The 26416-nt window shown below is 69.2% G+C and carries 32 protein-coding genes; 12 read left to right on the forward strand and 20 right to left on the reverse strand.

Features of this window, described 5'->3' with window-relative positions; genetic code table 11:
• Positions 1 to 173: 173 nt before the first annotated feature.
• The 3 genes from NJ4_RS18010 to ctaC are packed head-to-tail and all read right to left on the reverse strand — an operon-like array spanning position 174 to position 3207.
• Positions 174 to 572, reverse strand: coding sequence for a cytochrome c oxidase subunit 4 (locus tag NJ4_RS18010; RefSeq protein ID WP_067438213.1), 399 nt, complete (start codon positions 570 to 572; stop codon positions 174 to 176).
• Positions 572 to 2323 carry an aa3-type cytochrome oxidase subunit I gene (gene ctaD / locus NJ4_RS18015; RefSeq protein ID WP_067438216.1) on the reverse strand — a complete coding sequence of 584 codons (1752 nt, stop codon included), beginning with the start codon at positions 2321 to 2323 and terminating at the stop codon, positions 572 to 574. Before ctaD ends, NJ4_RS18010 begins: the two co-directional genes overlap by 1 nt.
• On the reverse strand, positions 2320 to 3207 hold the full coding sequence (ctaC, locus tag NJ4_RS18020; protein ID WP_245644613.1) for an aa3-type cytochrome oxidase subunit II: 888 nt from the start codon (positions 3205 to 3207) through the stop codon (positions 2320 to 2322). The genes ctaD and ctaC overlap by 4 nt, the downstream gene beginning before the upstream one ends.
• 122 nt (positions 3208 to 3329) lie before the next feature.
• On the opposite strand from ctaC, the gene NJ4_RS18025 reads away from it, so the two are divergent.
• Positions 3330 to 4445 (forward strand): cysteine desulfurase family protein, encoded by a 1116-nt coding sequence (locus NJ4_RS18025; protein ID WP_067438222.1) that lies wholly within the window; start codon positions 3330 to 3332, stop codon positions 4443 to 4445.
• Positions 4442 to 4696 (forward strand): sulfurtransferase TusA family protein, encoded by a 255-nt coding sequence (locus tag NJ4_RS18030; RefSeq protein WP_245644614.1) that lies wholly within the window; start codon positions 4442 to 4444, stop codon positions 4694 to 4696. The genes NJ4_RS18025 and NJ4_RS18030 overlap by 4 nt, the downstream gene beginning before the upstream one ends.
• Positions 4697 to 4850: 154 nt before the next feature.
• On the opposite strand, the gene NJ4_RS18035 is transcribed toward NJ4_RS18030, so the two are convergent.
• Complete coding sequence (locus NJ4_RS18035; protein WP_067438225.1) at positions 4851 to 5837, reverse strand: carbohydrate kinase family protein; 987 nt, start codon at positions 5835 to 5837, stop codon at positions 4851 to 4853.
• Between the two features lie 64 nt (positions 5838 to 5901).
• Here NJ4_RS18035 and NJ4_RS18040 point away from each other — a divergent pair, with 64 nt between their 5' ends.
• Positions 5902 to 6120: a hypothetical protein gene (locus tag NJ4_RS18040; protein ID WP_157551212.1), complete on the forward strand. Its 219-nt coding sequence runs from the start codon at positions 5902 to 5904 to the stop codon at positions 6118 to 6120.
• Positions 6121 to 6313: 193 nt separating this feature from the next.
• Here NJ4_RS18040 and NJ4_RS18045 read toward each other — a convergent pair whose 3' ends face one another.
• Together NJ4_RS18045 and NJ4_RS18050 are read right to left on the reverse strand one after the other, a co-directional pair.
• Entirely contained in the window at positions 6314 to 6676 is a 363-nt protein-coding gene (locus tag NJ4_RS18045; RefSeq protein ID WP_067438232.1) for a HesB/IscA family protein, read from the reverse strand.
• A gap of 111 nt (positions 6677 to 6787) precedes the next feature.
• A complete protein-coding gene (locus tag NJ4_RS18050; protein WP_067438234.1) occupies positions 6788 to 7873 on the reverse strand; it encodes a glycerate kinase family protein in 1086 nt (361 codons plus the stop codon).
• 105 nt (positions 7874 to 7978) lie between these two features.
• Between NJ4_RS18050 and NJ4_RS18055 the strand changes: the two genes are divergently transcribed.
• On the forward strand, positions 7979 to 8890 hold the full coding sequence (locus NJ4_RS18055) for a GNAT family N-acetyltransferase (RefSeq protein WP_082748846.1): 912 nt from the start codon (positions 7979 to 7981) through the stop codon (positions 8888 to 8890).
• Positions 8891 to 8917: 27 nt separating this feature from the next.
• Here NJ4_RS18055 and NJ4_RS18060 read toward each other — a convergent pair whose 3' ends face one another.
• Positions 8918 to 9484 (reverse strand): hypothetical protein, encoded by a 567-nt coding sequence (locus NJ4_RS18060; RefSeq protein WP_067438237.1) that lies wholly within the window; start codon positions 9482 to 9484, stop codon positions 8918 to 8920.
• A gap of 59 nt (positions 9485 to 9543) precedes the next feature.
• Here NJ4_RS18060 and nadA point away from each other — a divergent pair, with 59 nt between their 5' ends.
• Both nadA and NJ4_RS18070 read left to right on the forward strand, forming a co-directional pair.
• Positions 9544 to 10716 (forward strand): quinolinate synthase NadA, encoded by a 1173-nt coding sequence (nadA, locus tag NJ4_RS18065; RefSeq protein ID WP_067438240.1) that lies wholly within the window; start codon positions 9544 to 9546, stop codon positions 10714 to 10716.
• Positions 10717 to 10724: 8 nt separating this feature from the next.
• On the forward strand, positions 10725 to 11072 hold the full coding sequence (locus tag NJ4_RS18070) for a zinc ribbon domain-containing protein YjdM (protein ID WP_067438243.1): 348 nt from the start codon (positions 10725 to 10727) through the stop codon (positions 11070 to 11072).
• Between the two features lie 176 nt (positions 11073 to 11248).
• Here the strand turns inward: NJ4_RS18070 and NJ4_RS18075 are convergent, their stop codons facing one another.
• From NJ4_RS18075 to NJ4_RS18100, 6 genes are all read right to left on the reverse strand, one after another.
• The gene (locus NJ4_RS18075; RefSeq protein WP_067438246.1) at positions 11249 to 12775 is read right to left on the reverse strand and encodes a flotillin family protein; all 1527 of its coding nucleotides are present in this window, start codon (positions 12773 to 12775) and stop codon (positions 11249 to 11251) included.
• A gap of 34 nt (positions 12776 to 12809) precedes the next feature.
• Positions 12810 to 13298 (reverse strand): hypothetical protein, encoded by a 489-nt coding sequence (locus NJ4_RS18080; protein ID WP_067438249.1) that lies wholly within the window; start codon positions 13296 to 13298, stop codon positions 12810 to 12812.
• 72 nt (positions 13299 to 13370) lie between these two features.
• Complete coding sequence (gene pspAB / locus NJ4_RS18085) at positions 13371 to 13988, reverse strand: PspA-associated protein PspAB (protein ID WP_067438254.1); 618 nt, start codon at positions 13986 to 13988, stop codon at positions 13371 to 13373.
• 1 nt (position 13989) lies between these two features.
• Positions 13990 to 14910: a zinc metalloprotease HtpX gene (gene htpX / locus NJ4_RS18090; protein ID WP_067438258.1), complete on the reverse strand. Its 921-nt coding sequence runs from the start codon at positions 14908 to 14910 to the stop codon at positions 13990 to 13992.
• Between the two features lie 10 nt (positions 14911 to 14920).
• Positions 14921 to 15199 (reverse strand): PspA-associated protein PspAA, encoded by a 279-nt coding sequence (pspAA, locus tag NJ4_RS18095; RefSeq protein ID WP_067438261.1) that lies wholly within the window; start codon positions 15197 to 15199, stop codon positions 14921 to 14923.
• A complete protein-coding gene (locus NJ4_RS18100; RefSeq protein WP_067438264.1) occupies positions 15196 to 15981 on the reverse strand; it encodes a PspA/IM30 family protein in 786 nt (261 codons plus the stop codon). The genes pspAA and NJ4_RS18100 overlap by 4 nt, the downstream gene beginning before the upstream one ends.
• Positions 15982 to 16145: 164 nt before the next feature.
• On the opposite strand from NJ4_RS18100, the gene NJ4_RS18105 reads away from it, so the two are divergent.
• Complete coding sequence (locus tag NJ4_RS18105) at positions 16146 to 16736, forward strand: DUF3043 domain-containing protein (protein WP_067438267.1); 591 nt, start codon at positions 16146 to 16148, stop codon at positions 16734 to 16736.
• 66 nt (positions 16737 to 16802) lie between these two features.
• Positions 16803 to 17633: a hypothetical protein gene (locus NJ4_RS18110; RefSeq protein WP_067438270.1), complete on the forward strand. Its 831-nt coding sequence runs from the start codon at positions 16803 to 16805 to the stop codon at positions 17631 to 17633.
• Between the two features lie 37 nt (positions 17634 to 17670).
• Here NJ4_RS18110 and paaE read toward each other — a convergent pair whose 3' ends face one another.
• The 5 genes from paaE to paaA form a co-directional block, all read right to left on the reverse strand.
• Positions 17671 to 18729 carry a 1,2-phenylacetyl-CoA epoxidase subunit PaaE gene (paaE, locus tag NJ4_RS18115; protein ID WP_067438273.1) on the reverse strand — a complete coding sequence of 353 codons (1059 nt, stop codon included), beginning with the start codon at positions 18727 to 18729 and terminating at the stop codon, positions 17671 to 17673.
• The gene (gene paaD / locus NJ4_RS18120) at positions 18729 to 19247 is read right to left on the reverse strand and encodes a 1,2-phenylacetyl-CoA epoxidase subunit PaaD (RefSeq protein WP_067438276.1); all 519 of its coding nucleotides are present in this window, start codon (positions 19245 to 19247) and stop codon (positions 18729 to 18731) included. Before paaD ends, paaE begins: the two co-directional genes overlap by 1 nt.
• Positions 19244 to 19990 carry a 1,2-phenylacetyl-CoA epoxidase subunit PaaC gene (paaC, locus tag NJ4_RS18125; RefSeq protein WP_067438279.1) on the reverse strand — a complete coding sequence of 249 codons (747 nt, stop codon included), beginning with the start codon at positions 19988 to 19990 and terminating at the stop codon, positions 19244 to 19246. The genes paaD and paaC overlap by 4 nt, the downstream gene beginning before the upstream one ends.
• A 67-nt stretch (positions 19991 to 20057) precedes the next feature.
• Positions 20058 to 20339, reverse strand: coding sequence for a 1,2-phenylacetyl-CoA epoxidase subunit PaaB (paaB, locus tag NJ4_RS18130; RefSeq protein WP_067438282.1), 282 nt, complete (start codon positions 20337 to 20339; stop codon positions 20058 to 20060).
• Entirely contained in the window at positions 20336 to 21349 is a 1014-nt protein-coding gene (paaA, locus tag NJ4_RS18135; RefSeq protein ID WP_067438307.1) for a 1,2-phenylacetyl-CoA epoxidase subunit PaaA, read from the reverse strand. The genes paaB and paaA overlap by 4 nt, the downstream gene beginning before the upstream one ends.
• Before the next feature lie 87 nt (positions 21350 to 21436).
• On the opposite strand from paaA, the gene NJ4_RS18140 reads away from it, so the two are divergent.
• Entirely contained in the window at positions 21437 to 21982 is a 546-nt protein-coding gene (locus NJ4_RS18140; protein WP_067438285.1) for a GNAT family N-acetyltransferase, read from the forward strand.
• A 60-nt stretch (positions 21983 to 22042) separates the two neighbouring features.
• On the opposite strand, the gene NJ4_RS18145 is transcribed toward NJ4_RS18140, so the two are convergent.
• A complete protein-coding gene (locus NJ4_RS18145) occupies positions 22043 to 23638 on the reverse strand; it encodes a M4 family metallopeptidase (protein WP_245644615.1) in 1596 nt (531 codons plus the stop codon).
• A gap of 168 nt (positions 23639 to 23806) precedes the next feature.
• On the reverse strand, positions 23807 to 24550 hold the full coding sequence (gene dapB, locus NJ4_RS18150) for a 4-hydroxy-tetrahydrodipicolinate reductase (protein ID WP_067438289.1): 744 nt from the start codon (positions 24548 to 24550) through the stop codon (positions 23807 to 23809).
• A 94-nt stretch (positions 24551 to 24644) separates the two neighbouring features.
• Here dapB and NJ4_RS18155 point away from each other — a divergent pair, with 94 nt between their 5' ends.
• From NJ4_RS18155 to NJ4_RS18165, 3 genes are all read left to right on the forward strand, one after another.
• Positions 24645 to 25160 carry a class I SAM-dependent methyltransferase gene (locus tag NJ4_RS18155; protein ID WP_067438292.1) on the forward strand — a complete coding sequence of 172 codons (516 nt, stop codon included), beginning with the start codon at positions 24645 to 24647 and terminating at the stop codon, positions 25158 to 25160.
• An 86-nt stretch (positions 25161 to 25246) separates the two neighbouring features.
• A complete protein-coding gene (locus NJ4_RS18160; RefSeq protein WP_157551213.1) occupies positions 25247 to 25831 on the forward strand; it encodes a transposase in 585 nt (194 codons plus the stop codon).
• Positions 25831 to 26364, forward strand: a complete 534-nt coding sequence (locus NJ4_RS18165) for a hypothetical protein (RefSeq protein WP_067438298.1) — start codon at positions 25831 to 25833, stop codon at positions 26362 to 26364. The genes NJ4_RS18160 and NJ4_RS18165 overlap by 1 nt, the downstream gene beginning before the upstream one ends.
• Positions 26365 to 26416: the final 52 nt, after the last annotated feature.

Consider the following 26416-nt stretch of genomic DNA (forward strand, 5'->3'; position numbering starts at 1 on the left):
GGCGGCCGCGCGCGAGGCGCGGCGGCGCGTGGGCAGTGCAGGCATGGATGGTCTCCCCCGTGGAAAGCTCAGATCGGTTCAAGAACAGGCTACCTCCCCCAGCGCAACACGAAGCCCCGCCGTGACGTGAACGTGGTCACCACGGCGGGGCTGCGCTGTGCGGGTCGGTCGGCTCAGTGAGCGTGTTCCCCGCGGTAGTACTCGAAGATCCAGCCGCACAGGGCCAGGGTGCCGAAGACACCACCGATGATCACCAGCCACCAGGCGGCGAGGGCGATCGCGAAGGTGCACACCGCCATCGTGACGCTGCACCACAGCGGCCACCAGGAGTAGGGCGGGAAGAAGCCGAGCTCCCCCGCACCGTCGGCAATCTCGCCGTCCTTGCGGTCCTCGGGCCGCGGCTCCATGCGCGAGGCGTGGAAGCCGAGGTAGAGCGAGACCATGGCGACCAGCAGTGCGGCCATGACGAGCGCCGTGGTGCCGGTCCAGTCACCGGCAATGAACCAGTAGGCCGGCGCGACCAGAGCGAAGAAGATCGTCGTGATGACGAAGATCCAGGTTTCGGCCTTCATCAGGCGTTGTCCTCCGGGGTTCCATCGGTGCGGTCATGGAGCATTTCCTCACGTCCCGAGACCTCGGGCGTGTCGGAGATGCCGTCGTAGTCGTTCTCCTCGAGCTCGAGGGCCGCGATCTCCGGGTGGTGCAGGTCGAAGGCCGGCGACTCGGAGCGGATCCGCGGGATCGAGACGAAGTTGTGGCGCGGCGGCGGGCAGCTGGTGGCCCACTCGAGCGAACGCCCCCAGCCCCACGGGTCATCGACCTCGACCAGCGGCGACTTGCGGCTGATCCAGACGTTGTAGAGGAACGGCAGCGTCGAGGCACCGAGCAGGAAGGCCCCGATCGTGGAGACCTGGTTGAGCGTGGTGAAGCCGTCACCGGGCTGGTAGTCGGCGTAGCGACGCGGCATGCCCTCGACACCCAGCCAGTGCTGCACCAGGAAGGTCGTGTGGAAGCCGACGAAGAGCAGCCAGAAGTGCAGCTTGCCGAGACGCTCGTTGAGCATGCGCCCGGTCATCTTCGGCCACCAGAAGTAGAACCCGGCGAACATCGCGAACACCACGGTTCCGAAGACCACGTAGTGGAAGTGCGCCACCACGAAGTAGGAGTCGGAGACGTGGAAGTCGAGCGGCGGGCTGGCCAGGATGACACCGGTCAGACCACCGAAGAGGAAGGTGGTCAGGAAGCCGATCGTCCACAACATGGGCGTGTCGAAGGACAGAGACCCGCCCCACATCGTGCCTATCCAGTTGAAGAACTTCACTCCGGTGGGCACCGCGATCAAGAACGTCATGCCCGAGAAGAACGGCAGGTTGACCTCACCGGTGACGAACATGTGGTGGGCCCACACGGCGACCGAGAGGATCGCGATGCCGAGCGTGGCGCCGACCAGGCCGACGTACCCGAAGATCGGCTTGCGGCTGAACACCGGGAGGATCTCGGTCACGATGCCGAAGAACGGCAGCGCGATGATGTAGACCTCGGGGTGACCGAAGAACCAGAACAGGTGTTGCCAGAGCAGGGCTCCGCCGTGCTCGGCGTCGAACACGTGGGCGCCGAGGATGCGGTCGGCCTCGAGCGAGAGCAGCGCACCACCGAGGATCGGGAAGGCCAGGAGCACCAGCAGGCTGGTGATCAGGACGTTCCAGACGAAGATCGGCATGCGGAACATGGTCATGCCGGGCGCGCGCATGCAGATGATCGTGGTGATGAAGTTGACCGCACCGAGGATGGTGCCGATACCGGCCATCCACAGGCCCATGATCCACAGGTCGCCACCGACACCGGGCGAACGCACCGAGTCAGAGAGCGGCGCATAGGCGAACCAGCCGAAGTCGGCCGCACCCGAGGGGGTCAGGAAGCCGGCAGCTGCGATCAGCCCGCCCCACAGGAACAGCCAGTAGCTGAACATGTTGAGTCGCGGGAACGCCACGTCGGGCGAGCCGATCTGCAGCGGCATGATCACGTTGGCGAAGCCGAAGAACAGCGGCGTCGCGAAGAGCAGCAGCATGATCGTGCCGTGCATGGTGAAGAGCTGGTTGTAGACCTCGTCGCTGACCACCTGGTTGCCCGGGTAGGCCAGCTCGGACCGGATCAGCATGGCCATCAGGCCGCCGATCATGAACCATGCGAACGAGGTGACGAGGTACATCTTGCCGATCAGCTTGTGATCGGTGGTCGTGAGCATCCGCACGACCAGCTGACCCAGCGGCTTGCGGCCGCCTTCGAGCTCGGTGGTGGTGGGATGTGCTGCCGTGGCGGTCACTCGTCGCCTCCGTTGGACTCGTGCTCTTCGGCCTCGGCGAGGCCGGCTTGGGTGACGGCATCCGAACCGCCGAGAAGCGGGTGTTCGGCCTGCGGGATCGTGGTCAGGTAGTCGGCGTACTCCGCCTGGCTGACGACCTTGAGGTTGAAGAGCATGCGCGAGTGCGAGACACCGCAGAGCTCGGTGCACTTGCCCATGAAGGTGCCTTCCTTGGTGGTGTGCACCTGGAAGGAGTTGCGCTCCTCGCCCTTCTGGCCCGGGAAGACGTCCATCTTCATCAGGAACGCCGGCACCCAGAAGCCGTGGATGACGTCGGGAGACGAGAGCTTGAACTCGATCGTCTGGTCGACCGGCAGCACCAGCGTCGGGATGTCACGCGCGGTGCCGACCACGTAGTGGACCGAGCCGTCGACGTCCTGCGGGTCATCGGTGTGGTTGAAGGTCCACGACCACTGCTGACCCACGACCTGGATGACCTGGTCGGGATTGTCGACCTCGTCGAGCAACTTGTTCTGCACCTCGACGGTGTGGAAGAAGAAGACCACGACCATCATGATCGGCGCGATCGTGTAGAAGATCTCGAGCGGCAGGTTGTAGCGCGTCTGGACCGGGATCTCGTCCTCGCTGCGGCGGCGGTAGCGCCACGAGACGTAGAAGATCAGGCCCCAGACGATGCCACCGGTGACCAGGAGCGCGACCCACGCCCACTTCCACAGGTCGGCGATGTACTGCCCCTGCTCCGTGATCGGGGAGTCGGCCGGCATGGCCCACCGGGACGCCTGTGCCTTGTCCTCAGCCGAACATGCACCCAACATGAGGAAGCTGATGCCCAGCATCGCGCCCAGCGCCAGCTGCCGGGCGCGCTTGGGGAGTTGCAGACCCACGAACGAGCCTCTCTCTAAGTCGTAACGGTTACCTCGCACACTATCGGAACCCTGCCCCCGTTGAAGCGACAGGTCGGCAGGTAGGTTCGCTGTGTGAGATATGCCTCCACCCCGCGGGGCCGATGAGCACCCCCGGCTACCTCGACTCCGCATCGTCGGAGCCCCTGCACCCGGCCGCCCGAGAAACCCTTCTGGCCGCGCTCGAGCACGGGTACGCCGACCCGCGACGACTGCACGGCGCCGCCCGCAACGCGCGCCTGATGCTGGACAACGCGCGGGAGGTGGTCGCCACCTGTCTCGGCGTACGACCCGACGAGGTGACCTTCACCCCGAGCGGCACCCACGCCGTCCACCTCGGCGTCCTGGGACTGCTGGCCGGCCGCACCCGTGTCTCCCCCGTGCTCGCGCACAGCGCCGTGGAGCACTCGAGCGTCGTGCACGCCGGTGACTGGCACGGCGCCCGCGGAGGCGCGGTCGTGGAGCTCCCGGTCGATCTCGAGGGACGCTGCACCACCGAGCTTCCGGACGGACCCCTCGGCGTGATCGCCGTGCAGGCCGCCAACCACGAGGTCGGCACGATCCAACCGGTCGCCGAGATCGCCTCGGCGAGTGATGCGCCGGTGTTCATGGACGCCTGCGCCGCCGCCGGCCGCGTCGAGCTGCCCACCGGATGGGCGGCCGCGGCCGTCTCGGCACACAAGTGGGGCGGCCCGGCCGGCGTCGGCGCCCTGCTGGTGCGCAAGGGCGCACGGTGGCGGCACCCGTTCCCGGGCGACGACCGCATCGACGAGCGTTCGCTCGGCTTCGAGAACGTGCCCGGCGCGCTGGCCGCGGCGGCCGCGTTGCAGGCGATGACAGCCGAGCGCGAAGAGCTGGCGGCTCGCCAGCACGCGACGGTCGCCCGGATCCGGCGACGCGTGGCCGAGGAGGTCCCGGACGTCGAGGTCGTCGGGTCCGCCGACCACCGGCTCCCCCACCTCGTCACCTTCTCGTGCCTCTACGTCGACGGAGAGGCCCTGGTCACCGAGCTCGACCGACGCGGTTTCGGGGTGGCCTCCGGGTCGGCGTGCACCGCGTCCACCCTCCAGCCCAGCCACGTGCTCGCCGCGATGGGCGTGCTCACCCACGGCAACGTGCGGGTCTCGCTGACTCGCGACACCACCGAGGAGCAGGTCGACGCGTTCCTCGACGTGCTGCCCGGTGTGGTGGCCTCGATTCGTGCGGACGCCGGGCTGTGAGCGACTCCGCCGAGCCCACGACCTGGGCACTCGAGATCGACTGTCGGGGCATGCGCTGCCCGGCGCCGATCATCGAGCTGGCCAAGCGTCACACGGAGGTCTCCGTCGGTCAGCTCGTGGCCGTCGTGGCCACCGATGTCGCCGCGCGGGTCGACGTGCCGGCGTGGTGTCGGATGCGCGGGCAGGAGTACGTCGGGGAGTCGGTTGCTGATGACGGCACACCGGCGTTCGTCGTACGCCGGGTGAGTTGATCGGTCACCGTCGCCGGACACGTCGCCGGGTCTCGACACGCGGGTCGTGAGTTCGTTCCTCACTCACGCCGCTCGCTCGACCACCATCATCGAGTCCGCTGACGCGTCCCCGATCGCTCGACCACCGTCATCGAGTCCGCTGGCGCGTCCTCGATCAGGGGCGGATGGTGGTGAGGTGGGGGTCGATCTCCTTGACCGCCTCGGCGCCGTACGTGTCCTCGAGGCGCTTGAGGAAGTCGGCGCGGGAGAGCGTGTACTCCTGGGTGCCGACCTGCTCGACGACGTAGACCGCCAGCAGGCAGCCGAGCTGGGCGGCCCGCTCGGTGCCCAGGCCCCAGGTCAGCGCGGCCAGGAAGCCGGCCCGGAAAGCGTCGCCGACCCCGGTCGGCTCGACCTTCTCGATCTCGGGTACGGCGGCGACCACGATCGACTCGGCGCCCTTCTGGTCGATCCGCACGCCCTCGGCGCCCAGGGTGACCACCCAGGTGCCGACCCGGTCGAGCACCTCCTCACGCGACCAGCCGGTCTTCTGGGTGATCAGGGTGGCTTCGTACTCGTTGGAGAACAGGATGTGGGCGCCGTCGATCAGCTGACGGATCAGCGGGCCCTCACCGAATGCCAGCTGCTGGGACGGGTCGGCGACGAAACGGTAGCCGCGGCGACGGCACTCCTCGGTGTGGCGCAGCATGCCCTCGGGGTCGTCTGGGCCGACCAGCACGTAGTCGGGGTCGCCCACACGGTCGATGATCGGCTTGAGCTCGATCTCGCGGGACTCACTCATCGCACCCGCGTAGAACGAGGCGATCTGCGCCATCGACGAGTCGTTGGTGCACACGAACCTCGCGGTGTGGCGGGTCTCGGAGACATGCACCGAGTCACAGTCGACGTTGTGCCGCTCGAGCCAGGCGCGGTAGTCGGCGAAGTCCTCACCGACCGCCCCGACCAGCACGGGACCGAGCCCGAGGTTGCCCAGGCCGAAGCAGATGTTCGCGGCACAACCCCCGCGGCGCACCTCGAGGTCTTCGACCAGGAAGGAGACGCTGAGCTTGTCGAGTTGGTCCACGACCAGGGAGTCGGAGAACTTCCCCGGAAAGGACATCAGGTGGTCAGTGGCGATGGACCCGGCGATGAGGAGCGACATGCTGCCGAACACTACCTGTGGGTACGAGTGGGAGTACCCCGGAGTAACGATTACGGTCGATTTCATGAGCCAGTCCGAGAGCCCACGACTCCCGTACGCCGACCTGTCGACCCCTCACGAGATGTACGCCGACTGCCAGGTCGTCGGCCGCGAGATGCACCTCCCGCAGACCCGCAGGAGCCTCGTTCCGACCCCGGCACGGGCAGTGCACCCCTCGACCACGTGGCAGGTCTCCGACAAGGCCGCCGAGCTGGCGGGGGCGCTGCACCTGCACCTCAACTGACCTCGAGCCAACGGGCGCACCCCTCCCTTCTTGTGCGCCCGTTACAGGTGAGCGCGTCCCTCCCTCTTTGCGCGCTCACCAAGCCCCTTGGGCACAACGAAGCCCCTGCCGGATCCGGCAGGGGCTTCGTGGTCTGTTCAGGGTGCGTCCGGTCTCACGAGGAGACCGAGCGCGGCTCAGCTCGGAGCCAGAATCAGTGGAACGAGTCGCCGCAGGCGCAGGAGCCGGTGGCGTTGGGGTTGTCGATCGTGAAGCCCTGCTTCTCGATGGTGTCGACGAAGTCGATCACCGCACCGTTGAGGTAGGGGACGCTCATCCGGTCGACGACCACGGAGACACCGTCGAAGTCGGTGACGACGTCGCCGTCGAGGGTGCGCTCGTCGAAGAAGAGCTGGTAGCGCAGGCCGGAACAACCGCCGGGCTGCACAGAGATGCGCAGCGCGAGGTCGTCGCGACCCTCTTGGGCGAGGAGGGACTCGATCTTGGACGCGGCGACCGGGCTCAGGTTGATCTGGTCGGTGCGGTGCTCGGTGGCGGTTTCGACCTGCTCGGTCATCTCAGCTCCCAAAAAAGTGCGTGGCGTTGTTACTTCTGCAATGGTCGCACACCCGCGGTTATTCCCCCCATGCGAGATTGCCCACGTCCACGGACGCCGAGTGGAGTCGGCTCAGCGCGACCAGGTGCGGGCAGTGCGTTCGGCCAGCCCGGCCAGGGAGCCGGCCGGGTCGGCGTACGACTGCTCCTCGGTCACCAGATCGACCACCGCGTACGCCGACTCGACGCCCAGGGCCCGCATCTCGCGGGAGCCGATCAGCACCTGTCCGGCCAGGGCGATGCAGGGCCTGAGCGCGTCGGCGGCCACCTCGGCCACACCGTAGGGGACCTTGCCGGAGCGACTGGAGAAGTCGAAGGCGCCTTCGCCGGTGACGACGAGGTCCGCTGCCGCCGCACGCGTGCGGAGCCCCACCGCGTCGGCCACGAGGGCGATCCCGGGCGTGCGGGCTCCCCCCACCAGGAACAGGGCGTAGCCCAGACCCCCGGCAGCACCGGCACCCTTCTCGAGGGACGATCGGCGGCCGGCGACCGCGGCGAACTCCTCCAGGATCCCGTCGACCACCGGCAACCGGGCCTCGTCGATCCCCTTCTGGGGCCCGAAGATCTTGGTCGCCCCGAACAGACCGGTCAGCGGGCTGTCGACGTCGGAGGCGGCCACCAACTCGACCCCGGCCACCCGATCACGGGCACCGGCCAGGTCGATGTGGGTCAGGCCGATCAGCCCCTGCACTCCTTGGTCGAGTGGCTCGTCCGCCGCCGCACCCAGGGCCGCGAGCAGCCCGGCACCACCGTCGTTGGTGCCGCTGCCACCGAGTCCGATCACCACCGTGGTGGCTCCGGCGTCGACGGCACGCACCAACAGTTCGCCCACGCCGTACGTGCTGGCCCTCTCGGCGTCCCCGTCACCGATCAGGTGCCGCCCGCACGCGTGCGCACTCTCGACGTACACCGTGTCGCCGACCTGCAGGATCGTGGCCGGCGTCGGATCCCCGAACGGCCCGCGCACGGTGACGGCGAGCAGCTCACCGCCGAGCGACGCGTGCAGGACGTCGACGAAGCCGGGCCCTCCGTCGGCCATCGGGCACAGGTCGAGCTCGTCGCCGGGCGCGTGCCGGCGCCAGCCCTCGGCAATCGCCTCGGCTGCCTCGACCGCGGTGAGGGTGCCGGCGAACTTGTCCGGAGCGATGAGCACGCGCATGTGCCACATCCTGCCCTGCCCTGCTCACTACGACGTCCTGCACCCCGGGCGCCCCGGCGAACCCGACGCAGGACATCGGGGACGACGTCCTGCACAGTAGGGCCCATGGCAGCCAGTGCGCAGGAGGTCCCGGGTGGTGTCATCGTCCGACCGGCGCGCGAGGCCGATCTGGAGGCAATGAGTCGGCTCACCGCCCGGAGTTACCACGAGCTCGACGTCCGCACCCGTCAACGCGACTGGCCGGACCCGGAGATGCGGTCACCCGGTCGGAGCAACCACTGGATCCGCCGCACCCACCACACGTTGCACACCGATCCCGAGGGCTGCTGGGTCGCCGAGGCAGAAGGGGAGATCGTGGGCTGTGCCGTCTCCCGCGTGCGCGAGCTGATGTGGATCCTGGCCTCCTTCGCCGTGGCCCCCGGGCTCCAGGGACAGGGCATCGGGGAGCAGCTCCTCGCGGCCGCGCTGCACCACGGCCGCGGTTGCCTGCGCGGCATGCTGGCAGCCTCCGCGGACCCAGGCGCCGTACGTCGCTACCGGTTGGCCGGCTTCTCGCTGCACCCGCAGATGTTCCTCACCGGTGTGGTCAACCGCGACGCGCTTCCCCTCGTCGAACGGGTCCGCGAGGGCAGTGCCGGCGACATCGACCTGATGAACTCGCTCGACCGACGCACCCGCGGGGCTGCGCACCTCTCCGACCACGACGTGCTGCTCGAGCAGTTCCGGCTGATCGTGATCGACCAGCCCGGCGGGCAGGGCTACGCCTACGTCGACGAGACCGGTGCGCCCGCACTGGTGGCCGCGAGCACCCGTCGTACCGCGGCGGACCTGGTGTGGGAGGCTCTCGCCTCGACCCGACCGGGCAGCACGGTCAGCGTCAGCCACGTCACCGCGGCCAACGAGTGGGCCGTCGACGTCGGGATGGCGGCCAGGCTGTCGCTGCACCAGAGCGGCTACCTGTGTCTGCGCGGCATGAAGCCGCCGACGCCCTACCTGCACCACGGATCGCTGCTCTGACCCCGACGTGGACGCGCGTCCCCGGCATCAGTGCAACGGGGCCGCGAGCGCGTGGGTGAGGTCTCGGTGCAGGTCCTTGAGCCCCCGGCGTCGTCGCCGCGCCGCCATCACCACCAGCTCCCCTTCGGCCGTCTCGACGACGAACGACGGTCGCCGGTCAGCGGAGACCGGGCCGACGACGAGACCGGCCACCGGGAGGGTGCGCGCCCTGGCGTCGCGCCAGACCTCCTTCACCTCGGAAGCGGTCCGACCGAGGCCCTCGCGCAGCCTGCTGCGCCCCGAGCGCGTCACGAGACGCCACACCAGCTGCCCGGCACCTGCGACCACTGCGAAGACACCGGCCAGCCAGATGCCGACGACGACGAGCAGGCACACGGCAGCGAGGCCGAGCAGACCGAAGCCGAGCCACCGGGCCGGGGTGTCGAGCAGCAGCAGTCCCCCGACGGCGAACACGATCGCGCCGGCCACGAGAGCGACGTTGAGCAGGTCGTCCCGGTCGATGATCCCGGAGCGTGGCTTGCCGAGGTGCAGGCCCTCCGGCGTGACCCGGACCGGCCGCACCCCACCGTTGACCACGAATTCCCCGTGACGCATGCGCACATGATGCCGTACGCCGTCTCCGGGTCCCGGCCGCCGACGACTAGGATGAGGCCATGACCACGGTTGAACTGCCCCTCCTCCCACTCGGCAAGGGCAAGGACCTCTCCTCCGAGCGAGGGGTCGAGTGCCCCGGTGACCTCCCGCCTGCCTCCGACCCCGACCTGGTGGCCCGCGCGAAGGCGGCCAAGGAAGCCCTCGGCCGATCAGTGTTCGTCCTGGGCCACCACTACCAGCGCGACGAGGTCATCCAGTTCGCCGACGTCACCGGCGACTCGTTCAAGCTGGCCCGCGACGCCGCGGCCCGCCCCGAGGCGGAATACATCGTCTTCTGCGGTGTCCACTTCATGGCCGAGTCCGCCGACATCCTGACCGCGCCGAACCAGAAGGTCATCCTCCCCGACCTCGCAGCGGGCTGCTCGATGGCCGACATGGCGCGGTTGAGCCAGGTCGAGGACGCCTGGGACGCGCTGGCCGATGCCGGTGTCCAGGACCAGGTCGTGCCGATCACCTACATGAACTCCACCGCCGACATCAAGGCGTTCTGCGGCAAGAACGGCGGGGCCGTGTGCACGTCGAGCAACGCCGACGTCGCCCTCGAGTGGGCCTTCGCGCAGAAGCCCGACGCCAAGGTGCTGTTCTTCCCTGACCAGCACCTCGGCCGCAACACCGCCGTGCTCAAGCTGGGCTTCTCCCTCGACGACTGCGTCGTGTGGAACCCGTTCAAGCCCAACGGCGGCCTGACCGACGAGCAGCTGCGCGACGCGAAGATGATCCTCTGGAAGGGTCACTGCTCGGTGCACGGCAAGTTCAGCCCCGAGGTCGTCGACGAGCTGCGCGCCAAGGACCCGGACATCAACATCCTGGTGCACCCCGAGTGCAAGCACGAGGTGGTCATCAAGGCTGACCTGGTCGGCTCCACGGAGTTCATCATCAAGACCATCGAGGCCGCACCCGCCGGTTCCAGCTGGGCGATCGGCACCGAGCTGAACCTGGTCAAGCGCCTGGCCGATGCCCACCCCGACAAGAAGATCGCCTTCCTGGATCGCACCGTCTGCTTCTGCTCCACCATGAACCGGATCGACCTGCCGCACCTGGTCTGGGCGTTGGAGTCCTTGGTCGAGGGCAACGAGGTGAACGTCATCGACGTCGAGGCCGAGACCGCTCGCCTGGCCGACATCGCGCTGCAGCGCATGCTCGACCTCCCCGGCAAGTCGCACAAGGACTGAGGCACACGATGACCGGCACCCTGCCGCCCTGTCCGACGTGCGCCTCCGACTACACCTATGAGATGGGCAGCCTGATGGTCTGCCCCGAGTGCGCCCACGAGTGGTCACCGGAGGAGGCCGCGGAGGCCGCAGACGCCGCCGTGATCAAGGACGCCAACGGCACTCCCCTGGCCGAGGGCGACACCGTCACCATCATCAAGGACCTCAAGGTCAAGGGCTCCTCGACCGCGATCAAGGTTGGCACCAAGGTGAAGAACATCCGCCTGGTGCAGGGCGTCGGAGATCACGACATCGACTGCAAGGTCGACGGATTCGGCCCGATGCAGCTCAAGTCGAGCGTCGTGCGCAAGGCCTGAGGCCCGCGTCCGACGTACGCCACCCTGTGTCTCGGCCACCCTGTGTCTGGGCCACCCTGTGTCTGGGCCACCCGCAGGTCGGCTGCCCCGAAGACCGCGCGCGACCTCACGCACAACGTCCTGCGTCCCGGCCGCTCGAGTGGCCGGGACGCAGGACGTCAGTGTCTGTGCGGGGTTCAGGCTTCGTCGGCGGGTACGACGGCCGCGGCCTGACTCGAGTCCGCGTGCGCACCCTCGCCGCGCTTGGAGACCCCGTCGAGCAGGTTCTGCAGATCGACACCGGTGGTGTCCTTGAGCAGCTGCATGGTCTGGAAGATGTTGCTCGAGACCTGCTTGGGCAGCTCGCCGGCGCCGTCGGTGGAGATCACGGTCAAGTGGTCGATCGCCGACATCGGGCGGGCCACCTCGGCCGCCACCTTGGGCAGGATCTCCATCAGCATCTGCAGGACGGCGGCGTCGTTGTACTGGGCGAACGCCTCCGCCTTCTTGTTCATCGCCTCGGCCTCGGCCTCACCGACGGCAAGCGTCGAGGCGGCCTGTGCCTCACCCTCAGCACGGACGGCGTCGGCCTCCGCGATACGGCGGGCCTTCTCGGCCTCACCACGCTTGGCACCCTCGATCGCCTCGGCCTCGGCCAGCGCCTGACGGCGTGACTTCTCACCGACACCGGTCAGTCGGTCGCGCTCAGCCTCGGCCTCCGCCTTGGCGATCGCCGCGACCTTGGCGGCATCGGCGTCGAACACCTGGGAGTTGCGACGACCCTCGGCCTCGGTCTCCACGCGGTAGCGCTCGGCGTCGGCAGGCTTGCGGACCTCGGTGTCGAGCTGGCGTTCCTTGAGGGCGGCCTGACGGACGGCGACCTTCTCCTGCTCGGCCAGGATCGCCTGGTCGCGGTCGGCCTGGGCCAACGGGCCCGAGGCGGCGGCCTGGGCCGACGCGGCGTCGGTCTCAGCCTTGATCTCGGCGGTCTGCAGGGCCAGCTGGCGCTGGGCGATCGCGATCTCCTGCTCGGCCGCCAGTCGGGCCTGCTCGGCAGCCTGGCGGGCCTCGGCCTCGGCGATGGAGGCGATCTGGTTGAGCTTGGCGGCCTCGGGGCGGCCGAGGTCGGCCAGGTAGGAGCCGTCGTCGGTGATGTCCTGGATCTGGAACGTGTCGAGCACGAGGCCCTGGCCGGTCAGGGAGGTCTCGGACTCGTCGGCGACGCGCTGCGCGAACGCGGCACGGTCACGGATGATCTGCTCCACCGACAAGGAGCCGACGATCGAGCGCAGGGAGCCGGCGAGGGTCTCCTGGGTGAAGGTCTCGATCTCCTGTTGCTGGGTCAGGAAGCGCTGGGCAGCGGCACGGATCGAGTCCTCGTTGCCACCGACCTTGACGATCGCGACGCCCTCGAGGTTGAGCTTGACGCCCTGGCCGGAGATGGCGCCCTTGATCTGGACGAAGAGTCGACGCGAGGACAGGTCGAGGGTGTGCGCCTTCTGCACGAACGGGATCACGAAGACACCGCCACCCATCACGACCTTCTGGCCCGACAGGTCGGTGGAGATCTGACCGGTCTCGGGGTTCTTCACCGCCTTGCCCTTGCGGCCGGTGACGATGAACGCCTCGTTGGGACCGGCCACCTTGTAGCGGGTGGTGATCAACGCGCCCAAGAGGACGACGAGGACGATGATGCCGACAACGGCAATCAGGGTCGGGGACATGGCTGGAGCTCCTGGCTTCAGTGAAGAGGTGGAATCAGACCCGGCGCTCGACGAGCACCGAGGTGGCGGACAGCACAGCGGTGATCGTGATCGGCGTACCCGCCGAGAGTGCTTCCGAGGCCCGGGCGTTGAGCTTGGTGATGTGCCCTGCGGCCACGATGCTCACCTCGCCGTACCCCTCGTCGGGAATGGCGCTGATGACGGTGCCGGTGCTGCCGGTGAGTTCACCGGTGCGCACGTTGGACTCGTCGCCACCCTGCTTGAGCTGGTACGACGCCCAGCCCGCGCCGGCTCCGACGATGACGCCGGCGACGACCCCGACGCCGATCGCCAGACCCATGTTGTCGCTCTGGTCGAAGGCCAACGCACCCGCGAAGCCGAAGGCGCCGAGGAAACCGGCCAGGGCAGCGCCGGAGAACAGGTCACCCCCGAAGTCGAGGAGCCCGTCGAGCAGGTCGCCGACAATGAGCGAGACGAGCAGAAGCGCGATGCCGACGGCACCGACGAGTAGGAACGCGATCACGCGGTCACCCTTCCCCGGGGAATGTTCGGGTAACCCTAGTGGTGAAGACGAGTTGCGCGCCGACTTTGTCGATCAGAGGCCGGGGGCGCCCCAGACGGCCAGCCAGCGGGAGAGCTCCTTCTCCATCGGCAGCTCGGCCGCGAGCTGGTCGCGGATCTGGATCTCGAGAAGGTTGTCGCGCTGCTGGCCGGCACCTCCCCCACCGAACGCTCCGGCGGCCCCGTTGCCGGCGCCGGCAGCAGGGGCGAAGGGGTAGAAGGTTCCCTGCTTGTAGAGGTAGACCAACCCGGCCCGGCGCCCGGTCGTGTCGGCGAAGGCGACCAGGGAGCACAGCAGCCCGCTGCCGAACCCCTGCTCCTCGAGGATGGTGTTGACCGCGTGCAGGTCGGTGCACAGGCCCGCGGTGTCCTGCGGGTCGCGTTGCACGACGAGCCAGGTGAAACCGAAGGAGTCCTGGGTGACCTCGACGTCGGGAGCATCGGGATTGTCGTTGAGCAGGGTCACGATGTCGCCCTGCGTCTGTGCGAACGCGGGCCCGGTGGCACCGCGGAAGCAGACCGAGCCGCTGCCGGTCGGGGTGAGCCCGGCCGCCGTCTGCAGGGTGATCGCCGCGGACGGCACCATGAAGAGCGCGTCGAGCTTGGCCTTGGTCTCCTTGGTGCGACCGAGGATGGTGTCCCAGAGCCCCATGTCAGCCCATCGGGCGGCCGAGCTCGGCCTGGATCTTGGCGAGCTGCTGCAGTCGCTGCTCGAGGGACGGGTGGGTCGAGGTCAGCGTCTTGAGGGAGGCACCGCTGATCGCCGGCGCGATGAAGAACGCGTTCATGGCGCTGGAGGCTCGCAGGTCCTTCTGCGGGATGGCTGCCATCTCGCCGGTGATCTTCTGCAGGGCCGAGGCCAGCGCGCCCGGCTTCATGGTCAGGTAGGCGCCGGCCCGGTCGGCACACAGCTCGCGGTAGCGCGAGAGCATGCGGGTCAGGATGAAACTGATCGCGTAGACGACCAGGCTGACCACGATCGCGATGAGATAGGCGGGCAGCGCGCTGTTGTTGTTGCGTCCTCGGCCACCGCCGAGCAGCGACAGGCCTCCGAACCTCATCGACTGGGTCAACATGCCGGCCACGATGCCCGCCGACGAGGCCACCGTCATCACCAGGACGTCGCGGTGCGCGACGTGGGAGAGCTCGTGGGCGAGCACGCCCTCGAGCTCTTCGGCAGTGAGCCGGTTCAGGATGCCGGTGGTCACGCAGACCACCGATCGGTTGGGCGAGCGACCAGTCGCGAACGCGTTGGGGAGGTCCATGTCGGCCACCCCGACGCGCGGCTTGGGCATGTCTGCCATCGCGCAGAGGCGGTCGATCATGCCGTGCAGCTCGGGGGCCTCCTCGGGCGTGACCTCGCGGGCACGCATCGCCCGCATGGCGACCTTGTCGGAGCTCCACCACTGGAAGAACGCGATGCCGATGCCGATCACCCCGATGATCACGGCAATGCCCTTGAAGACGAACATCAGCGTGACGATCAGCGCCACGAACAGTGCCCCGAGCAGGAACATGGTCAGCGTCATCCGCGCGGTCAGACCACGGTCCTTGATGAAACGGGAGTGTGCCACGGTTGCTCGATCAGCCTGGGATCAGACCGTCGTCGGAGAGCAGCTCACGCACCTCGTCCAGCGTGGCGTCCGAGGGGGGAAGCACCACGTCGGAGACGTCGATCGCCTCCGCGTCGTGCGGCACGCCGACCGAGCGTACGACGTCCAGCAGCTCACCCAGTGCCGCGGTGAACGCGTCGGTGTCGTCGGCCTCGACGGCCGACTCGACCTGCGCGTCGAGGGTGTTCAGCCGGTCGACGGCACCGTCGGCGACGTCGTACTGGCCCTCACCGAGGATGCGGACGATCATGACTGGCCACCGTTCTGGCCTTCGACCTTCTGCGCCTCGGGCTCGAGGATCGCTCCCTCGTCGGCGGCGTCGATCGCCTGCGGCGCGCTGCCGCCCTTGAGCGCGGCCAGCTCGGCCTCGACGTCGGACTGCGAGCTCATCGACTCGAGCTCGCGGGCGATGTCGTCCTGGCCGCCGGGGTTGGAGACGTCGTCGAGGGCACCGCTGGCGATCAGCTCGTCGATCGCTCCTGCGCGGGCCTGCATGTTGGCCGTCTTGTCCTCGGCGCGCTGGATCGCCATGCCGACGTCGCCCATCTCCTCACCGATGCCGGAGAGCGCCTCGTTGATCTTGGTCTGCGCCTCGGCCGCGGTGTAGTTGGCCTTGATCGTCTCCTTGCGGGTGCGGAAGGACTCGATCTTGGCCTGCAGTCGCTGCTGGGCAAGCGTGAGCTTCTCCTCCTCGCCCTGGAGGTTGGCGTGCTGCGTCTTGAGGTCGGTGATCTGGCCGGTCAGCGCGGACTTGCGGGTCAGCGCCTCACGCGCAAGGTCTTCGCGGCCCATGTCGAGTGCCTTCTGGGCCTGCGTCTGCAGCTTGGCCTGCTGCTGCTCCAGCTGGTTGACCTGCAGCTCGACGCGCTTGCGGCTGGTGGCCACGTCGGCGACCCCACGACGCACTTTCGAGAGCAGCTCGAGCTGGCGCTGGTAGCTGTAGTCCAGCGTCTCGCGCGGGTCTTCGGCGCGATCGAGTGCGCTGTTGGCCTTGGATCGGAAGATCAGTGTGAAGCGCTTCCAAAGGCTCATCGGGTGCGGCCCCCTCGGGTCTGCTGGGTCGCCTCGGCGACAGGACGGTGGTCGAACTTGTGCTTTCCGCTCAACCCTAGGCCCAAACACAAGGACGGGCGAGAGACGGGTGCCGGTAGTCTGGACAGGTCACCACCAAACTTACTCGCCGAAGGCAGCCCCCGTTGTTCCGTCGCAGCACCCCCGACTCGCCCGACTCCCACGAGTCGCCCGAGGCCCGTCCCGGCTCCAAGGGCCGTCCGACCCCCACCCGCAAGGAGGCGGAGGCCGCGGCCCGAGCCCGCGCCAAACAGCCCAAGGACCGCAAGGCCCTGGCCCGCAAGCAGCGTGAGCTGCGCGTCGACTCCAGCCGCAAGGTCCGCGAGGCGCTGAAGACCGGCGACGAGAAGAACCTGCCCGCGCGTGACCGTGGCCCGGTCCGCCGGTTCATCCGCGACTTCGTCGACGCCCGCCTCGGGTTTGCCGAGCTGCTCGCGCCGATGCTGATCCTGATCATGATCATGGGCTACGGACTCTTCGGCTCCGGGGGCACCCAGCTGGCCAACGCTCTGTGGATGACCACTCTGGTGCTGGTGATCCTCGACATCGTGTGGCTGCGCTTCCGGGTGCGTCGCCAGGTGCGCGAGCGCTTCCCCGAGGAGTCCCTCAAGGGGGTCACCTGGTACGCCGTGATGCGTGCGGTCAACATGCGCTTCCTGCGGTTGCCCAAACCCCAGGTCAAGATCGGGCAGGCACTCCCCGAGCACTACCGCTGATGACCGCCCGCCGAACCGTCCTCCGGTGAGGCGCGGTGAGCCTGGGCGCAGGGTGAGGCGCGTCCGATGCTGATCGGCCTCATCTCGGCACTGGTCTCCGCGGTCCTGTTCGGGATCGCGGCGGTGTGGCAGGCGATCGCCGTACGCGGTCACGAGGACGACTCCGGCTCACCGCTGGCCTTCACCCGGATGGCGCTGACCACCCCGCTCCTGCTCGCCGTGGTCGCGGCGTACCTCGCCGGCTTCGTGCTGCACGCCGTCGCGATCTGGATGCTCCCCCTCTACCTGGCCCAGGCCACCATCTCGCTCTCCATGCCGGTCACCGCCCTGTGGTCGGCCAGCCATCTGCACGAGCCGCTCGGACGCCGCGGATGGACGTCGGTCGCGGCGGTCACCGTGGGCATCGGCCTGGTCGCGGCCGGGGCCGGGGCACCCGGTGACACCCCGACGGGCTGGTTGCTCCCGGCTCTCGCGTGGGGTCTCCTCGTGGCGTGCCTGGTCGGGGGCTTCGCCCTGGTCGATCACAATCGCCCTGTCACGCTCGGCCTGGTGGCCGGGTGCGGCTACGCCGGCTCCGCGCTCGCGGTCCGCGGGGTCTCCGCGTCCTGGTCCCCCGAGGTCGTGGCCGTGGGCCTGTCGGTTCCCGCCCTGGGCGTGGTCGCGTTCTGGCTCTACTCGGTCTCCCTCGAGCGGGTCGAGGTCACGACCTCGACGGCGGCGCTGATCATCGCCGAGACGTTCCTGCCCGCGGCCGTGGGGGTCGGCCTGCTGCACGACGGCGTCCGCGAGGGATGGTGGCCGGCGGTGCTGTGCGGCATGCTGCTCTCAGTCTTCGGCGCCGTGCTGCTCACGGGTGACACCCGGTTCGCCGCGAACCGTCCCGCCGCGGAGGCCTGATCCCTCATCCGGGTCGACCGGACGCAACGGCGACCGGTCACGCGTCGTAGTCGAGCACGACCTCGTCCGAGGTCGGGTGCGACTGGCAGGTCAGCACATAGCCGCGGTCGACCTCGTCGGCCTCGAGAGCCCAGTTGGTGTCCATCGTGACGCTGCCGGAGACCAGTTTGGCCCGGCAGGTGCCGCACACCCCTCCGCGGCACGCGAACGGCGCGTCCGGCCGCACCGTCAGGGCCGCCTCGAGCACGGGGACGCCGGTGCCGGCCAGGTCGAAGGTCGAGCTGCGACCGTCGAGGCGCACGGTCACCCGCGACTCCTCCCCCGACCGCGTGGCCTGGTCCTCGGCGCGGACCCGGGGCGCGGAGTCGGCGTGGAACAGCTCGGTGTGCACACTCTCGGCACCGGCCCCGGCCAGCTCGTCGCGCAGCTCGACGACCATGCCGTGAGGGCCACACAGGAACCACTCGTCGACCTCCTTGACCGGCAACAGCGCGTCGAGCAGCCGGCGCAGCCGCTCCCCGTCGAGGCGTCCGGAGAGCAGCTCGACCTCCTGCTCCTCGCGGGAGAGCACGTGCAGCACGCGGAACCGGGTCAGGAACCTGTCCTTGAGGTCGTGGATGTCGTCGAGGAACATCACCGAGCCGTGGGTGCGGTTCGCGTAGACCAGGGTGACCTCGGAGTCCGGCTCCGACTCCAGGAGCGCCGTCGCGATCGAGAGCACCGGCGTGATGCCCGACCCAGCCGCGATCAGCGCGTAGGTGCGTGACGCGCTGCTCGGGGACGGGGTGAACCGTCCGGCCGGAGTCATCACCTCGAGGCTGTCGCCGACACGCAGCCGCTCCAGGACGGCGCCGGAGAAGGCTCCACCGGGGAGTCGCTTGATGCCGACCTTCAGCGTGCCGCTCGCCGGCGACGTGGCGATGGAGAAGCTGCGGCGTACGCCGTCCTCGCAGTTGATGGTGACGTGCTGGCCAGGCAGCCAGGCGTAGTCGGCGCGCAGCTCGTCGGGCACCTCGAAGGTGAGCGCGACGGAGTCGTCGGTCAACGGCTCGAGGGCACCCACCCGCAGGGGATGGAAGGCCGCATGGTGGGCCATCAGAGGGGCTTGAAGTGGTCGAACGGCTCCCGGCAGTCGACGCAGACCCACAGTGCCTTGCACGAGGTCGATCCGAAACGGCTCAACTCACGGGTGCGGGGGCTGCCGCACTGCGGACAACGCACGCTCAGGGTCAGACCGACCGGCCGGCGCGGGCCCGGCGGGGCGATGCCGTAGTCGCTGAGCTTGCGGCGTCCGGCGTCGGTCATCCAGTCGGTGGTCCAAGCCGGGGCCAGGACGAACTCGACGTCGACATGGAGGAACCCGGCTCCGGTGAGGGCCTCGACGATGTCGTCACGGATCGTCTCCATGGCCGGGCAGCCGGAGTAGGTCGGGGTGATCCGCACGTGCACGGAGCCCTGGTCGTGCTCGGTGACGTCGCGGAGGATGCCGAGGTCGGCGATCGTGACGACCGGGAGCTCGGGATCAGGCACGCCGGCGACGACCTGCCAGGCACGGCCGTGCGGGCGGTCGAGAAGATTTCCGTGGGTGGTGTGCTGTGTGGGTGAGGTGTTCACCAGGTGACTCCCGGGTGCGAGCGGTGGAGGTGTTGCATCTCGGCCAGGAGGAATCCCATGGCCTCGGTGTGCCGCCCGAGCCGGCCCTTGCTGTACGCCGGCCGCGCCTGGGGCACGGTCAGCGTGGCTTCGTGGAGCACCGTCCCGAGACGCTGCTCAACAGGATCCCGCAGCGTGGCCGGGTCGACGGCGGTGCCGTCGGCGACCAGGTCGGGGTCCAGGAAGTCGGTGTCGAAGAGCTCGTCGCGCCAGGGCCACTCGGCCTCGACTGCGGCCTGCACGCGGGTGTGCGACTCGTCGGTGCCGTCGCCGAGCCGGCGCACCCAGTGGGCCGCGTGATCGACGTGGTAGGCGGTCTCCTTGACCGCCTTGGCCGAGATCGCGGCCAGCATGGCGTCCGAGCTGTGGGCCAGGGCGGCGTACAGCTCGTGCTGCCAGGTGCTGAACACCAGCAGTCGGGCCATCGCCACGCCGAAGTCGGTCTGCTCGCGCTCGACGAGGCACACGTTGCGGAAGTCGCGCTCGTCGCGCAGGAACGCCAGGTCGTCCTCGGAGCGGCCGTCGGCGGCACCGGCCAGCGACAGCAGGGCACGTGCCTGCCCCAGCTGGTCGAGGCCGATGTTGGCCATCGCCACGTCCTCCTCGATCTGGGGCGCCCGGCTGATCCACCAGCCCAGGCGCTGCGAGGAGATCAGCGCGTCGTCGGCCAGCGCCAGGAAGTACGTCGTCCGTGGGGTGTTCATGCGGGGTCCCCGGCGAGTTGTTCGGCGGAGGAGCGCAGCGGAGGAGTCGAAGAACTTGTTGGGGTGCTCATAGGTGCTCGACCCCCTCGGGGATCTCGTAGAACGTGGGGTGGCGGTAGACCTTGTCGGCTGCCGGGTCGAAGAAGGCGTCCTTCTCCTCGGGGCTGCTGGCCAAGATCGCCGAGGCGGGCACCACCCAGATCGAGACACCCTCCTGGCGGCGGGTGTAGACGTCACGCGCGTTGCGCAACGCCATCTCGGCGTCGGCCGCGTGGAGGGAGCCGGCGTGCACGTGGGAGAGCCCGCGGCGCGATCGGATGAAGACCTCCCAGAGGGGTTCGCGACTCATGCTGCCCCCTCATGCGACTGGCGGGCGGCCTGCTTGTCGGCGTACGCCGCGGCCGCTTCGCGCACCCAGGCACCGTCCTCGTGCGCCTTCACCCGGTGGGAGAGGCGCTGCTCGTTGCAGGGTCCGTTTCCGCGGATCACCTCGAAGAGCTCGGTGAAGTCGACCGGCGTGTGGTCGTAGTGCCCGCGCTCCTCGTTCCAGGCGATGGCGGTATCGGGCAGGGTGAGCCCGAGCGCCTCGGCCTGCGGCACGGTCATGTCGATGAAGCGCTGGCGCAGGTCGTCGTTGGAGAAGCGCTTGATGCCCCACGCCATCGACTGCGCCGAGTTGGGCGAATCGTCGTCGGGTGGGCCGAACATCATCAGGCTCGGCCACCAGTAGCGGTCGACCGCGTCCTGGGCCATCGCCTTCTGGGCGTCGCTGCCGTGGGAGAGCGTGTGCAGGATCTCGAAGCCCTGCCGCTGGTGGAAGGACTCCTCCTTGCAGACCCGCACCATGGCGCGGGCGTAGGGCCCGTAGGAGCAGCGGCACAGCGGCACCTGGTTGACGATGGCGGCGCCGTCGACCAGCCAGCCGATGGCGCCGACGTCGGCCCAGGTCAGGGTCGGGTAGTTGAAGATGCTGGAGTACTTCTGCCGGCCGGAGTGGAGCTGGTCGAGCAGGTCGGCGCGGTCCACGCCCAGGGTCTCGGCGGCCGCGTAGAGGTAGAGCCCATGGCCGGCCTCGTCCTGCACCTTGGCCATCAGGATCGCCTTGCGGCGCAGGCTGGGGGCCCGGCTGATCCAGTTCCCCTCGGGCTGCATGCCGATGATCTCGGAGTGCGCGTGCTGCGCGATCTGGCGCACCAGCGTCTTGCGGTAGCCCTCGGGCATCTCGTCGCGCGGTTCCACCCGCCCCTCACTCTCGAGCAGGGCGACGAAGGATGCGGGCTCCTCGGGCCGGGCACCCGCCGGCGAGGCCGACGGCGCGGTGGGTTCGTCGCCGGGCGCGGTGAAGTCATTGCCGTACACGTCGACCACGGTAACAGCGGATGTTACAAAAGTGAGCATCATCGACGCATTGATGTAACAGAGCGGGTCGGGTGACACGATGACCGCATGAGCTCTCCCACAGCCGACGTGTCCGTCCGGGTCGCCTGGGGCGATGACGCCGCGGGCATCGCCGGGGTGCAGGTGCGCGCCTGGCGTTCGGCGTACGCCGATCTGCTGCCCACCGACGTGCTCGAGGCCTTCACGCCCGAGGCGGTCACCACCGCCTGGGCCGAGTCGTTGGCCAAGCCCAAGGACGCCCGCAACCGGGTGCTGGTGGCCCTCGAGCGCAACCGCATCACCGGCTTCGCGGTCACCTCCCCGGCCGCCGACCCCGACTGCGACCCGATCGCCGACGGCGAGGTCGCGGAGTTCGCGGTCGACCCGGACGAGCTCGGCAAGGGGCACGGCTCACGGCTGATCCAGGCCTGCGCCGACACGTTGCGCGCCGACCGCTTCTCCCGGGCGGTCAGCTGGGTCAACGCTTCCGACGATGCCCACCGGGCGTTCTTCGAGAGCGCCGGCTGGGCGCCGGACACGGCCCACCGCGAGCTCGACCTGCGCGGCGACGGCAGTGTCACCGTCAAGCAGGTGCGTCTGCACACCGCCCTGTGACGCCCTTCCTGCCCGCCGCAAGAATCAACAACTCGGCGGGCAGGAATCAACGACTCGTGGTCAGCCGACCGAGACGGCACTCCAGGCGGCGGCCACGGCGGTGTACTGCGTGCTGCCCTGACCGTAGAGGTCCTTGGCCGCGTTCAGCGTCGCGGTCCTGGCCTGGGCGTACGTCGTCCCCGAGGTCATGTAGACGTCCAGCGCACGGAACCAGATCTTGGCAGCCGCGTCGCGCCCGATGCCGCTGACGGTGGACCCGTTGCAGGTCGGCGAGTTGTGCGCCTTGCCGCCGATCGTCTTGGCTCCCGAGCCCTCGGCGAGCAGGTAGAAGAAGTGGTTGCCCACGCCGGAGGAGTAGTGCACGTCGAGATTCTTCGTGCCGGTGGTCCAGCAGTCCTGCGAGGCACCGTCGCTGCTGGGCTTGTCCATCCGACGGAAGCCCGCGTGGTTCTTCAGGTCGAACTGCTCACCGATGAAGTAGTCGCCCGGGTCGGCGGAGTTGTTCGCATAGAACTCGACCATCGTGCCGAAGATGTCGGACGTGGCCTCGTTGAGACCGCCGGACTCGCCGGAGTAGGTCAGGCCGGCGGTGTGCTCGGTGACGCCGTGCGACATCTCGTGGCCGGCCACGTCGAGCGCCACCAGTGGACCGAACTCGACGCCGTCACCGTCGCCGTACGTCATCTTCTCGCCGTCCCAGAAGGCGTTGACGTACTTGTTGCCGTAGTGGACCCGGCTCGGCGCCCCCGTGCCGTCACCGAAGATGCCGTTGCGGCCGTGGACGTTCTTGAAGTAGTCCCAGGTCGTGGCCGCACCGTAGACCGCGTCGGCGGCGGCCGACTGGCGGTCGCTGTTGCTGCCGTTGCCGAAGACGTTGTCGGGGCTGGTGATCGTGGTGCCGTTGGTGCAGCCGATGCCGAGCAGGGTGCAGAGGAAGGAGTCCTCCTTGTTGCCCATGTCGGTGGTCGCGGCATTGCCGTGCACCGGGTCGGTCAGGGTGAACGTCGAGCCGGACTGCGTGACCGGGATGGTCACGTTGCCGCTGTAGAGCGTCTGGCCCTGACCGTCGACGTTGATGATCTGCTGCTCCGCGCGGATCACCCTGCCGGTCTTCGCGTCGACGTACGTCGCGAGGCGACTGGGCGTGCCGTCGGACTGAACGCCGGAGGTCATCACGCGCCAGGCCAGGCGAGGAGTGACCCCGGTGGCGTCGACGAGCAGCGTCGGGTCGCCGACTGGCTTGGTCCCGTTGATCGAACCGGCGACCTTCGAGGCCAGCGACACCGTCTCCGCCCGGGCGGCCGCGACCACGGGGGCGACATCGAGCCCGAGCGGCTTGGCCAGAGTCTGGCTGACACCCCTGAGCGCCCCGCTGGGCGCCTGGTGCACGACGAGGTCACCACCGACCACGGGAAGACCGTGATAGGTCCGCTGCATGCGGACGTGGGTGGTGCCGTCGGCGTCGACGATCGTCGAGCCGGTCCGGAAGGCCTGGCCGTCGCTCGCGCGCGCGGCGCCGGGGTGCGCACCGAGAGCGGCGACGGCGTCGTCCTTCTTGTTCACCTGAGGCGCCTCGGCGCCGGCAGGAGCGCTGAAAGCAACACTGGTGGCGAGGGTGGCCAGGCCGAGCGCTGCCCATGCTGGGGTGATTCGCATGTGGTTGAGCCTTTCGTGCATCGGGGTCTCCCTCCCCGCCCGCAACCCTTTCATTACCGAGGGGTAACCCGAAAGGTCTGGACCACTGCAAATTCTTGCAACGTCAGAACCGTGCAGTTCCGGCACCGCCCGGTGTCCGGTGTGGACGCCGGGCTCATCGGAGGGCCGTCAGTCGAGGTCGAGGAAGTGCTCGAGCCCCACGGTCAGACCCGGGTGGGTGTCGATCGCTCGCAGGCCGGCGAGCACACCGGGCGCGAACGAGGCGCGGTCCATCGAGTCGTGGCGGATGGTCAGGGTCTCCCCCGGGCCGCCGAGGATGACCTCCTGGTGCGCCACCATGCCGCGAATGCGCAGGCCGTGGACCCTCACCCCGTCGACGTCGGCACCGCGGGCCCCCTCGAGGGAGGTCGAGGTCGCGTCGGGCATCGGGGCACAGCCGGCGTCACGACGGGCCGCGGCGATCAGCTCCGCCGTACGCCGGGCCGTGCCGGAGGGCGCGTCGGCCTTGGTCGGGTGATGCAGCTCAACCACCTCGACCGATTCGTAGAAGGGCGCGGCGACCGCGGCGAAGCGCATCATCAAGATGGCGCCGATGGAGAAGTTGGGGGCGATCAGCACGCCGGTCCCGGGCGACGCGGCCAGCCAGGTCTGAAGCTGGGCCAGGCGCTGGTCGTCGAAGCCGGTGGTGCCGACCACGGCATGGATGCCGTGGTCGATGCAGAACTCGAGGTTGTCCATGACCACATCGGGGTGGGTGAAGTCGACGACAGCCTGCGCGCCGGCCGCGACCAGGCCGGCGATGTCGTCACCCGCATCGATCGCGGCCACCAGCTCCACGCCCTCGGCGGCCTCGACCGCCGTGCAGATCTCAGCGCCGACCTTGCCCCGCGCGCCGAGCACGCCCACCTTCATTTTCGCTCCAGTCACGGGGCAAACCTACGCGACGTGACGGACACCAAGGGGAGGGTGACTGACGAATGGGCACGGTAGTGGCAGGCTTGGGGCCATGGCATTGCAGACGATCCCGGCGCGCATCCGTTGGGCGGTGGATGTGCTCGACGTACAACCGGCCGACCAGATCCTTGAAATCGGGTGCGGACAGGGGCACGCGGCCGAGCTCATCTGCAGCCGACTGGAGACCGGCAAGCTTCTCGCGATCGACCGCTCCGAGTCGGGCGTCGACCGCACCAAGCGCCGTTGTGGCAGCTACATCACCGCCGGCCGGCTGGCAGTGCGCCACATCGACCTGGCCACCCTGCGGGTCCCGGTCAAGCGCCTGGACAAGGTCTTCGCCTTCAACGTGAACCTGTTCTGGGTGCGGGACTGCCAGGACGAGCTGGCCCTGCTCCACGAGCGCCTCTCCCCCGGTGGAACGATCGCCCTGTTCTATGACGCCTCCCGGCCCGAACAGCTGCCGACCCAGCTGGAGAAGGCGTCGGCGGCCCTGGTGCAGGCCGGCTTCCGGGTCGGCGTCGTGGAGAGCAAGAACCCGGCCGCGGTGGGCCTGCTCGGCCGGCGTTGATTCAGGCTCTTCCCTTATCTTTCATTGCATAAGGATATTTCCTGAAGTATGGTTTCAGAAGGCGTCAGCCTGAGGAGGCCAGCATCATGTTCGTGCTCACCGTGGACCAACGCTCCAGCCGCACCACCGACGACCTCGTCCCCACCGCCGTCGAGACCTGGTCGGCCGGCGCGCGACTCCCCTTCGAACGGACCGCGGGCGACGAGATCCAGGCCGTGTACGACGACCCGAAGGCCACCGCCGATCTCATCGAGGGCCTCCTGCGCACCCAGGCGTGGAACATCGGCGTGGGCATCGGCGAGGTCGAGCTGCCCCTCCCCGACAGCGCCCGCGCCGGCCGCGGACCGGCGTACCTCCACGCGCGCAGCGCGGTCACCCGGGCCAAGAACGCGCCCGGACGAATCTGCGCTGTCGGTGGCGACGACTACCGTGCCGACCAGCTGGAGACCGTGCTCTGGCTCTGGGCGGCACTGCTGGGCCGGCGCACCTCACGCGGGTGGGAGGTCGCCGACCTGGTCGCCGAGGGGCTCAACCACGAGGCCGTGGGCAAGCGCCTGGGCATCAGTCAGTCGGCGGTGAGCCAGCGGGCCCAGGCCGCCGGCCTGGTCGAGGGACGGCGCGCCCGTGACCTGGTCGAGCAGATGTTGGACGCGATGGTGAAGGAGGCCTGATGGGCACACTCGTCCTGGTGGTGCTCGGCGCGAGCGTCATCCTGGCAGTCTCGGGCTGGCGCCTGCGCGCCAACGGTGTCCACGCGGTCAGCCTCGGGCTGCTGATCGGGCTCGCGTTCACCGCGATCGTGCTGGCCACCCGCGACGGGCGCCCCCTCGAACCCGATGCGCCCCTGGTCACCGGCATCACCCTGGCCGGCCTGCTGGCCGTGGCGGGGGGCGGCGTCGTCACCTCCAGCGTCTTCGCCCTGATCGACGGTTCCGGGGCGGCATCGGCCGGCTCCATGCGCCGCGCCGGCGAGGTGCTGCGCGGAGGAGCCTGGATCGGTGGCCTCGAACGAGCCGCCGTCTTCCTCACGCTGATCGCGGGCTGGCCGGAGGGCATCGCGATCACCCTCGCCCTCAAGGGCCTGGGCCGCTACCCCGAGCTGCGCACCGAGACGCCCGGGGCCGCCGAGCGCTTCATCATCGGCACCTTCACCAGCGTGCTGTGGGCGATCGCCTGCGCCGGTGCCGCCACCCTCATGCGCTGACGCGTGGCGCAGAGCCGCCCGCGGTCGACGGTGGAGAAGTTCCAGCCTCAGG

This window comes from Nocardioides jensenii JCM 1364 = NBRC 14755, from assembly GCF_001552535.1.
Lineage (GTDB): Bacteria > Actinomycetota > Actinomycetes > Propionibacteriales > Nocardioidaceae > Nocardioides > Nocardioides jensenii.

What these genes read in the sequence shown, in the direction of transcription:
- NJ4_RS18040 (WP_157551212.1), top strand. Translation starts at nt 5,902, where the DNA reads ATGAGCCAGTCCGAGAGCCCACGACTCCCGTACGCCGACCTGTCGACC.
- NJ4_RS18045 (WP_067438232.1), bottom strand. Translation starts at nt 6,676, where the DNA reads ATGACCGAGCAGGTCGAAACCGCCACCGAGCACCGCACCGACCAGATC.
- NJ4_RS18155 (WP_067438292.1), top strand. Translation starts at nt 24,645, where the DNA reads ATGGCATTGCAGACGATCCCGGCGCGCATCCGTTGGGCGGTGGATGTG.
- NJ4_RS18075 (WP_067438246.1), bottom strand. Translation starts at nt 12,775, where the DNA reads ATGTCCCCGACCCTGATTGCCGTTGTCGGCATCATCGTCCTCGTCGTC.
- NJ4_RS18160 (WP_157551213.1), top strand. Translation starts at nt 25,247, where the DNA reads ATGTTCGTGCTCACCGTGGACCAACGCTCCAGCCGCACCACCGACGAC.
- paaB (WP_067438282.1), bottom strand. Translation starts at nt 20,339, where the DNA reads ATGAGTCGCGAACCCCTCTGGGAGGTCTTCATCCGATCGCGCCGCGGG.
- paaC (WP_067438279.1), bottom strand. Translation starts at nt 19,990, where the DNA reads ATGAACACCCCACGGACGACGTACTTCCTGGCGCTGGCCGACGACGCG.
- NJ4_RS18110 (WP_067438270.1), top strand. Translation starts at nt 16,803, where the DNA reads ATGCTGATCGGCCTCATCTCGGCACTGGTCTCCGCGGTCCTGTTCGGG.
- nadA (WP_067438240.1), top strand. Translation starts at nt 9,544, where the DNA reads ATGACCACGGTTGAACTGCCCCTCCTCCCACTCGGCAAGGGCAAGGAC.
- NJ4_RS18025 (WP_067438222.1), top strand. Translation starts at nt 3,330, where the DNA reads ATGAGCACCCCCGGCTACCTCGACTCCGCATCGTCGGAGCCCCTGCAC.
- NJ4_RS18070 (WP_067438243.1), top strand. Translation starts at nt 10,725, where the DNA reads ATGACCGGCACCCTGCCGCCCTGTCCGACGTGCGCCTCCGACTACACC.
- NJ4_RS18140 (WP_067438285.1), top strand. Translation starts at nt 21,437, where the DNA reads ATGAGCTCTCCCACAGCCGACGTGTCCGTCCGGGTCGCCTGGGGCGAT.
- paaE (WP_067438273.1), bottom strand. Translation starts at nt 18,729, where the DNA reads ATGGCCCACCATGCGGCCTTCCATCCCCTGCGGGTGGGTGCCCTCGAG.
- NJ4_RS18010 (WP_067438213.1), bottom strand. Translation starts at nt 572, where the DNA reads ATGAAGGCCGAAACCTGGATCTTCGTCATCACGACGATCTTCTTCGCT.
- NJ4_RS18055 (WP_082748846.1), top strand. Translation starts at nt 7,979, where the DNA reads ATGGCAGCCAGTGCGCAGGAGGTCCCGGGTGGTGTCATCGTCCGACCG.
- pspAB (WP_067438254.1), bottom strand. Translation starts at nt 13,988, where the DNA reads ATGGGGCTCTGGGACACCATCCTCGGTCGCACCAAGGAGACCAAGGCC.
- NJ4_RS18060 (WP_067438237.1), bottom strand. Translation starts at nt 9,484, where the DNA reads ATGCGTCACGGGGAATTCGTGGTCAACGGTGGGGTGCGGCCGGTCCGG.
- NJ4_RS18035 (WP_067438225.1), bottom strand. Translation starts at nt 5,837, where the DNA reads ATGTCGCTCCTCATCGCCGGGTCCATCGCCACTGACCACCTGATGTCC.
- NJ4_RS18165 (WP_067438298.1), top strand. Translation starts at nt 25,831, where the DNA reads ATGGGCACACTCGTCCTGGTGGTGCTCGGCGCGAGCGTCATCCTGGCA.
- NJ4_RS18145 (WP_245644615.1), bottom strand. Translation starts at nt 23,638, where the DNA reads ATGCGAATCACCCCAGCATGGGCAGCGCTCGGCCTGGCCACCCTCGCC.
- pspAA (WP_067438261.1), bottom strand. Translation starts at nt 15,199, where the DNA reads ATGATCGTCCGCATCCTCGGTGAGGGCCAGTACGACGTCGCCGACGGT.
- NJ4_RS18050 (WP_067438234.1), bottom strand. Translation starts at nt 7,873, where the DNA reads ATGCGCGTGCTCATCGCTCCGGACAAGTTCGCCGGCACCCTCACCGCG.
- NJ4_RS18100 (WP_067438264.1), bottom strand. Translation starts at nt 15,981, where the DNA reads ATGAGCCTTTGGAAGCGCTTCACACTGATCTTCCGATCCAAGGCCAAC.
- dapB (WP_067438289.1), bottom strand. Translation starts at nt 24,550, where the DNA reads ATGAAGGTGGGCGTGCTCGGCGCGCGGGGCAAGGTCGGCGCTGAGATC.